This window comes from Pseudomonas sp. HD6422, assembly GCF_025377065.1.
Taxonomy (GTDB): Bacteria; Pseudomonadota; Gammaproteobacteria; order Pseudomonadales; family Pseudomonadaceae; genus Aquipseudomonas; species Aquipseudomonas putida_U.
Window position 1 is genome coordinate 22,298 of record NZ_JAHWIW010000053.1, and the last position, 7,044, is coordinate 29,341.

The 7,044-nt window shown below is 62.6% G+C and carries 7 protein-coding genes; 2 read left to right on the forward strand and 5 right to left on the reverse strand.

The features are described 5' to 3' along the window. Positions 1-147: 147 nt before the first annotated feature. Genes KY379_RS25650 through KY379_RS25665 form a run of 4 tightly spaced genes read right to left on the reverse strand, consistent with a single transcriptional unit; the run spans position 148 to position 2,757 of the window. Positions 148-1,467: a sensor histidine kinase gene (locus KY379_RS25650; protein ID WP_261242002.1), complete on the reverse strand. Its 1,320-nt coding sequence runs from the start codon at positions 1,465-1,467 to the stop codon at positions 148-150. After that, positions 1,464-2,132, reverse strand: a complete 669-nt coding sequence (locus KY379_RS25655) for a response regulator transcription factor (RefSeq protein ID WP_133328449.1) — start codon at positions 2,130-2,132, stop codon at positions 1,464-1,466. Before KY379_RS25655 ends, KY379_RS25650 begins: the two co-directional genes overlap by 4 nt. 2 nt (positions 2,133-2,134) lie before the next feature. After that, a complete protein-coding gene (locus KY379_RS25660) occupies positions 2,135-2,449 on the reverse strand; it encodes a PepSY domain-containing protein (protein WP_133328451.1) in 315 nt (104 codons plus the stop codon). Further along, a complete protein-coding gene (locus KY379_RS25665; RefSeq protein ID WP_261242001.1) occupies positions 2,449-2,757 on the reverse strand; it encodes a PepSY domain-containing protein in 309 nt (102 codons plus the stop codon). Before KY379_RS25665 ends, KY379_RS25660 begins: the two co-directional genes overlap by 1 nt. Before the next feature lie 224 nt (positions 2,758-2,981). Here KY379_RS25665 and queD point away from each other — a divergent pair, with 224 nt between their 5' ends. Further along, complete coding sequence (gene queD, locus KY379_RS25670; RefSeq protein WP_133328456.1) at positions 2,982-3,338, forward strand: 6-carboxytetrahydropterin synthase QueD; 357 nt, start codon at positions 2,982-2,984, stop codon at positions 3,336-3,338. Between the two features lie 66 nt (positions 3,339-3,404). On the opposite strand, the gene KY379_RS25675 is transcribed toward queD, so the two are convergent. Continuing rightward, the gene (locus KY379_RS25675) at positions 3,405-3,872 is read right to left on the reverse strand and encodes a DUF1289 domain-containing protein (RefSeq protein ID WP_133328458.1); all 468 of its coding nucleotides are present in this window, start codon (positions 3,870-3,872) and stop codon (positions 3,405-3,407) included. 407 nt (positions 3,873-4,279) lie between these two features. On the opposite strand from KY379_RS25675, the gene acnB reads away from it, so the two are divergent. Beyond that, positions 4,280-6,889 carry a bifunctional aconitate hydratase 2/2-methylisocitrate dehydratase gene (acnB, locus tag KY379_RS25680; protein WP_133328912.1) on the forward strand — a complete coding sequence of 870 codons (2,610 nt, stop codon included), beginning with the start codon at positions 4,280-4,282 and terminating at the stop codon, positions 6,887-6,889. Positions 6,890-7,044 lie beyond the last annotated feature (155 nt).

The following is a 7,044-nucleotide window of genomic DNA, read 5'->3' on the forward strand; positions in this document are numbered from 1 at the left end:
TGACACAAGAGGCTCCGTCCGTGGAGGTGATGGAAACCTGAAGGGTTTCGCCAAGTCATTGTGCCGGGCGCGTACGGTAGTGACTAATGCAAAAAAATGCCGCTTTAGTGCAATTTTTTTTATGCCTGTATTCGGCGCCTATGCAGGTCAGCGACTCTTGCGCGGCAAGTCGATACTCACCCGCAAACCGCCCATGGGGCTCTCCAGCAAGGCCAGACGCCCACCCCAGGCCTCGACGATGTCGCGCACGATTCCCAGGCCAAGGCCATGCCCATCGACCTGCTCATCCAGGCGCGAACCTCGCTCCAGCACCTGCTCGCGCTGCCCAGCCGGAATGCCCGGACCATCGTCGTCGACCCACACCTGGAAGCCATCGGCGCTCGGCGCGATGCCCAGGCGCACCTCGCTGTCGGCCCACTTGCAGGCGTTGTCCAGCAGGTTGCCGAGCAGCTCCAACAGGTCTTCGCGATCCCAGGGCAGGAGCAGACCAGGCGTGACGTCGCGAGCGATCAGCAGGCCTTCGCCATGGATCATCCCCAAGGTGGCGAGCAAACCCGGCAGCTCGACATCGCAGTCGAACTGCGCGCCGGGCAAGGCATCGCCGGCCAGGCGCGCCCGGTTCAACTCCCGGGCCAGGCGCTGTTCGATCTGCGCCAGCTGATCACGCATCTGCGCACGCACCTCGGGCAGGTCCTTCAGGCGCTCGCTGGAAGCCAGGCTGAGCAACACCGCCATCGGCGTTTTCAGGGCATGGCCGAGGTTGCCCAAGGCGTTGCGCGAACGGCGCAGGCTGTCCTCGGTATGACTGAGCAGGTGGTTGATCTGGTCGACCAGCGGCGCCAGTTCGATGGGTACTTGGGCGTCGAGTTGCGAACGCTGGCCCTGCTGCAGTTGGGCGATCTGCTGACGTGCACGCTCCAGCGGGCGCAGCGAGCGGGTGACGGTGATGCGCTGCAGCACCAGGATCAGCAACAGCGCCACGAGGCCCATGCCCAGGCCGATCTGCTGCAGACGCCGAAAACCCTCGCGCACCGGCGAGTAGTCCTGCGCCACGCTGATGGATATGTCCTGCCCCAGGCGCCGATAGTCCGCGCGCAGGGCGAGCAACTGCTGCCCTTCCGGACCCAGTTCATGGCTGTCGGAAAGCCCGGGCGCCGCCGGTTTTGGCATGTCCAGGTCCCACAGCGAGCGGGATCGCCAGGTGCGCTTGTCGAAGTCGATGCGGAAGTAATAGCCGGAGAATGGCCGTTGGTAGGCTGCGGAGATGCGTCGCTCGTCCAACTGCAAGCCATTGGGCCCATTCACCAGGGCGACCAGCAGATTCTCCGACTCCTTGCGCAGGCCGTTTTCCAGATAGCGCTGCAAACCGGCCTCGAACAGCCACAGGGTGAGCTGCGCGAGCCCCACGCCCACCACCAACAACACGGCGACGAGGCCCAGGCTCAGGCGAGCCTGGATCGACTTCACCCAGCGCTCCCTGCGTAGATGTAACCCTGTCCGCGGCGCGTTTCGATCACGCTGCGGCCGAGCTTGCGGCGCAGGTGGTTAACGTGCACTTCCAGGACATTGGAGTCGCGCTCGGTTTCACCGTCGTACAGGTGCTCGGCCAGGTGACTCTTGGAGAGGATCTGCTGCGGGTGCAGCATGAAATAGCGCAACAGACGGAACTCGGCGGCGGTCAGCTGGATATCGACGCCATCGCGCAACACGCACTGGCGGCTTTCATCCAGCTGCAGACCGGCAGCCTCCAAGGTCGGCTGGTTGGCCAGGCCGCGCGCACGGCGCAGCAAGGCCTGGATACGCAGCTGCAGCTCCTCGGGGTGGAACGGCTTGCTCAGATAGTCGTCCGCCCCCGCCTTGAGCCCCTCGATACGCTCGGACCACGAGCCGCGTGCAGTGAGGATCAGTACCGGGGTTGCCATACCGCCGGCACGCCACTGGGCCAGCACCTGCAAACCCGGCAACCCCGGCAGGCCGAGGTCGAGGATGATCAGGTCGTAAGGCTCGCTCTGGCCCTGGAATACCGCATCGCGGCCATCGGCCAGCCAATCCACCGCATAACCCTGGCGCTGCAGGCTGACGGTCAGTTCATCGGCCAGCGGCACATTGTCCTCGACAAGCAACAGGCGCATGTTCAGTCGTCTTCCTCGTCTTTGAGCAAAGTACCGGTACTGGCATCGAGCTTGATTTCACGCACGACCCCCTGCGGGGTCAGCAGCTCGACTTCGTACTCGTAGCGGTCGTCGTCCTCTTCCAGCTCGGCCTCCAGCAGGCGTGCCCCGGGGTGACGCCCCAGGGCGGTTTCCAGCAGCTGCTCCAGCGGCAGGATGATGCCTTGCTGGCGCAGCTTCAGCGCCTCGTCCTGATCCAGATCGCGGGCCATCGCCAGAGAACAGACGGCCAGCAGCGAAAGCGCCAGGTATCGCGCTGGCCGAGCGAAGTGGATCATCAGCTGTCTCGTTCGTCCTTGAGGACTTCGCCAGTCTTGGCATCCATATCCACATCCCATTCGACGTTCTGCGCGTCACGCAGTTCGACCTTGTAGATGTAGCGACCGTACTCGTTTTCCAGCTCCGAATCGGTGACGGTCGAGCCCGGGTGCTTGGCCACGGCAGTGGCCTTGAGCTCGTCCAGAGATTTGATGGTATTGGCATTGACCAGCTTTACCACTTCGTCTGGCTGCACATCTTTGGCGAAGGCGGCGTTGGCACCCAGGGCAAGAGCGGCGGCGGTGAACAGGGCAGTCAAAGTCTTCATCGGTGTTTCTCCTTGGGAGATGTTCAAGTTGTCTACGGGGTTAAGATTACCCAGCGGTCCTTAATTCAACCTGAAAAGCGCTGGCGGCATGATAGCGCAGCTTTGCGCCGTGGCGCGCATGGCGGGCAGACACCATCGGGCGGCTGCCTCAACGCCGGCAAGCCATGCAGCGGCCATGCTGGTAGACTGCGCGCATTCATCGATTCACACAGAGTTATGACAGCGTGGAAATCTTCAAGGAATTCACTTTCGAATCGGCCCACCGCCTGCCCCATGTCCCTGCCGGCCACAAATGCGGCCGCCTGCACGGTCATTCGTTCAAGGTCGGCCTGCACCTGACCGGCCCGCTCGACCCGCACACCGGCTGGATCCGCGACTTCGCCGAAATCAAGGCGGTGTTCAAGCCGATCTACGAGCAACTGGATCACAACTACCTTAACGACATCCCTGGCCTGGAAAACCCTACCAGCGAAGTGATCGCCAAGTGGATCTGGGATCAGGTCAAGCCGCTGCTGCCTGAGCTGAGCAAAGTACGGATCCATGAAACCTGCACCAGCGGCTGCGAATATTCCGGCGACTGATCCACCGCCCCAGGCCTTCACCGGCCTGGGAATGGCGCTTGATCGGCACTGGCGTCGGAAAAAGCGTCACTCCATCGTGGCGCGCAGGAATGCGGGAGCGATGTAGCGCTCGTAGTGCGCTTCGGAAAGCAGGAAGAACTCGCGGTCGATGGCATCGCGCAGCTGCGGCAGCTCCCAATCGCGGAATTCGGGGAGCAAGGCCATGCCATAGGCTTCGAGGTCGCGGATCATCCGCGCCCCCCGGGCGATCAACTGATAGGCCCAGCAATACTCCGATTGCTGCTCGACGAAACGGATCGAGCGCTGCTGCAATTGCTGACGCAGCAGGTGTTTGTCGAACACTTCCAGCTTGGCCATCATCACCTGCACCAGCAGTTGCTCCAGACGCAGCCAGACCGCGCGTTTCTGCTCGTCGTCATAACCGTTCCACTGGATCACCTCATGGTGGAAACGCTTGCAGCCACGGCACACCGTGTCGCCGTACACCGTCGAGCAGAGGCCGACGCAAGGGGTCTTGATTGACTGGTTGGACATTGGAAAACAACGGCTTGGCGGTAGAACACAAGCCCATGTTAGCCCTTTGTCTAACCAGGGTCACCCGTTAAAGTCGCGATCGCCGCCTTACCTTCGGACATTTTTTGCCGTAGAATCATCCGGCCTTTTCGAGGCAACCATGTCCGTTGGAAGCTGTTTTCAAAGCGTCACGAGCACAGTTCATCCGGTAGAACGGCGTTGGCCCGGGCCATGCACCCCTCGCATGCCCGTGCCAGCCCTCATCAGCTCCCGTTCTGCAGGCGTAAAACTTTGAAAGCAGCTTCTGTAAGGATTCTCTGCGACCCTGGCTGGGCGGCCCAAGAAGCCGTGACCCGCGCATGGGTGCATTGAATGCTGGATGAGCGTCCCGGACACCCTATTTGGGACCACTGATGAGGGTAATAACTGTGCTTGAAGCCTACCGCAAACACATCGAAGAGCGTGCCGCTCTGGGTATCGTGCCCCAGCCGCTGAACGCCGAACAAACTGCAGGCCTGGTCGAGCTGCTGAAGAACCCGCCAGCTGGCGAAGAAACCTTCCTCGTAGACCTGATCACCAACCGCGTTCCGCCAGGAGTCGACGAAGCCGCCTACGTCAAGGCCGCTTTCCTCTCCGCCGTGGCCAAGGGCGAAGCCACCTCCCCACTGATCGATCGCAAGCACGCCACCGAACTGCTGGGTACCATGCAGGGCGGCTACAACATCGAGACGCTGGTCGCGCTGCTGGATGACGCCGAACTGGGCGCCGTCGCGGCCGAACAGCTCAAGCACACCCTGCTGATGTTCGACGCCTTCCACGATGTGGCCGAAAAAGCCAAGGCTGGCAACGTCCACGCCAAGGCCGTACTGGATTCCTGGGCTGCCGGCGAGTGGTTCACCTCGCGTCCGGCCATCGCCGAGAAATACACCCTGACCGTGTTCAAGGTGCCTGGCGAAACCAACACCGACGACCTGTCGCCCGCTCCGGACGCCTGGTCGCGCCCTGACATCCCGCTGCACGCCCTGGCCATGCTGAAAATGGCCCGTGACGGCATCGAGCCACAGCAGCCTGGCTCGGTCGGCCCGCTGGCCCAGATCGAAGCGGTCAAGGCCAAAGGCTTCCCAGTCGCCTACGTCGGTGACGTGGTCGGTACCGGTTCCTCGCGTAAATCCGCCACCAACTCGGTGCTGTGGTTCTTCGGCGACGACATCCCATACGTACCGAACAAGCGCGCCGGCGGCTTCTGCTTCGGCACCAAGATCGCCCCGATCTTCTACAACACCATGGAAGACGCCGGTGCCCTGCCGATCGAATTCGACTGCACCAACCTGGCCATGGGCGATGTCATCGACGTCTACCCCTACAAAGGTGAAGTGCGCCGTCACGGTAGCGACGAGCTGGTCACCAACTTCGAGCTGAAGACCGAAGTCCTGCTGGACGAAGTCCGCGCTGGCGGCCGTATTCCGCTGATCGTCGGCCGTGGCCTGACCGAAAAAGCCCGTGCCGAACTCGGCCAGGGCCCATCGGACCTGTTCAAGAAGCCAGAGCAACCTGCCGACTCCGGCAAGGGCTTCACCCTGGCACAGAAGATGGTCGGTCGCGCCTGCGGTCTGCCAGAAGGCCAGGGCGTGCGCCCAGGTGCCTACTGCGAACCGAAGATGACCACCGTCGGCTCCCAGGACACCACTGGCCCGATGACCCGCGACGAGCTGAAAGACCTGGCGTGCCTGGGCTTCTCCGCCGACCTGGTCATGCAGTCGTTCTGCCACACCGCGGCCTATCCGAAGCCGATCGACGTCACCACCCACCACACCCTGCCAGACTTCATCCGCACCCGTGGCGGCGTGTCGCTGCGCCCAGGCGATGGCATCATCCACAGCTGGCTGAACCGCATGCTGATGCCTGACACCGTCGGTACCGGTGGCGACTCGCACACCCGTTTCCCGATCGGCATCTCGTTCCCGGCCGGTTCCGGCCTGGTCGCCTTCGCCGCAGCCACCGGCGTCATGCCGCTGGACATGCCGGAGTCGATCCTGGTTCGTTTCAAGGGCAAGCTGCAACCGGGCATCACCCTGCGTGACCTGGTCCATGCCATCCCTTACTACGCGATTCAGCAAGGTCTGCTGACCGTCGAGAAGAAAGGCAAGAAGAACGCCTTCTCCGGCCGCATCCTGGAGATCGAAGGCCTCAACGACCTGACCGTCGAGCAAGCGTTCGAGCTGTCCGACGCCTCGGCCGAGCGTTCCGCTGCCGGTTGCACCATCAAGCTGCCAGAGAAGGCCATCGCCGAGTACCTGCAGTCCAACATCACCCTGCTGCGCTGGATGATCGGTGAAGGCTACGGCGATGCCCGTACCCTGGAGCGCCGCGCCCAGGCCATGGAAGCCTGGCTGGCCAAGCCTGAGCTGCTGTCGGCCGACCCGGACGCCGAGTACGCCGAGATCATCGAAATCGACCTGGCCGACGTCAAGGAGCCTGTGCTCTGCGCGCCGAACGACCCGGACGACGCCCGCCTGCTGTCCTCGGTACAGGGTGAGAAGATCGATGAAGTGTTCATCGGTTCGTGCATGACCAACATCGGTCACTTCCGCGCTGCCGGCAAGCTGCTGGACAAGGTCAAAGGGGGTATCCCGACCCGTCTGTGGCTGGCTCCGCCAACCAAGATGGACGCCCACCAACTGACCGAAGAAGGCTACTACGGCATCTACGGCAAGGCCGGTGCACGCATGGAAATGCCAGGCTGCTCGCTGTGCATGGGTAACCAGGCGCGTGTGCAGACCGGTTCGACCGTGGTCTCCACTTCGACCCGTAACTTCCCGAACCGTCTGGGCGACGCGACCAACGTCTACCTGGCCTCGGCCGAACTGGCCGCTGTCGCTTCGATCATCGGCAAGCTGCCGACCGTCGAAGAGTACATGCAGTACGCCAAGGACATCGACAGCATGGCTGCCGACGTCTACCGCTACCTGAGCTTCGACCAGATCGCCGAGTTCCGTGAAGCGGCGGCCAACGCCAAGATCCCGGTGGTTCAGGCGTAAGTTGAGTTGTAGCTTGTAAAAGAAAGCCCCGGCAGCGATGCCGGGGCTTTTTTTTGGTTCTTCACGGATTGTCGGGGAGCTTGGCTTGGCTTGGCTTGGCATTTAGATCGTGAGTTGATCCATTGTGTGTAGCGGCGCTACTGGCCCCTTCCGCC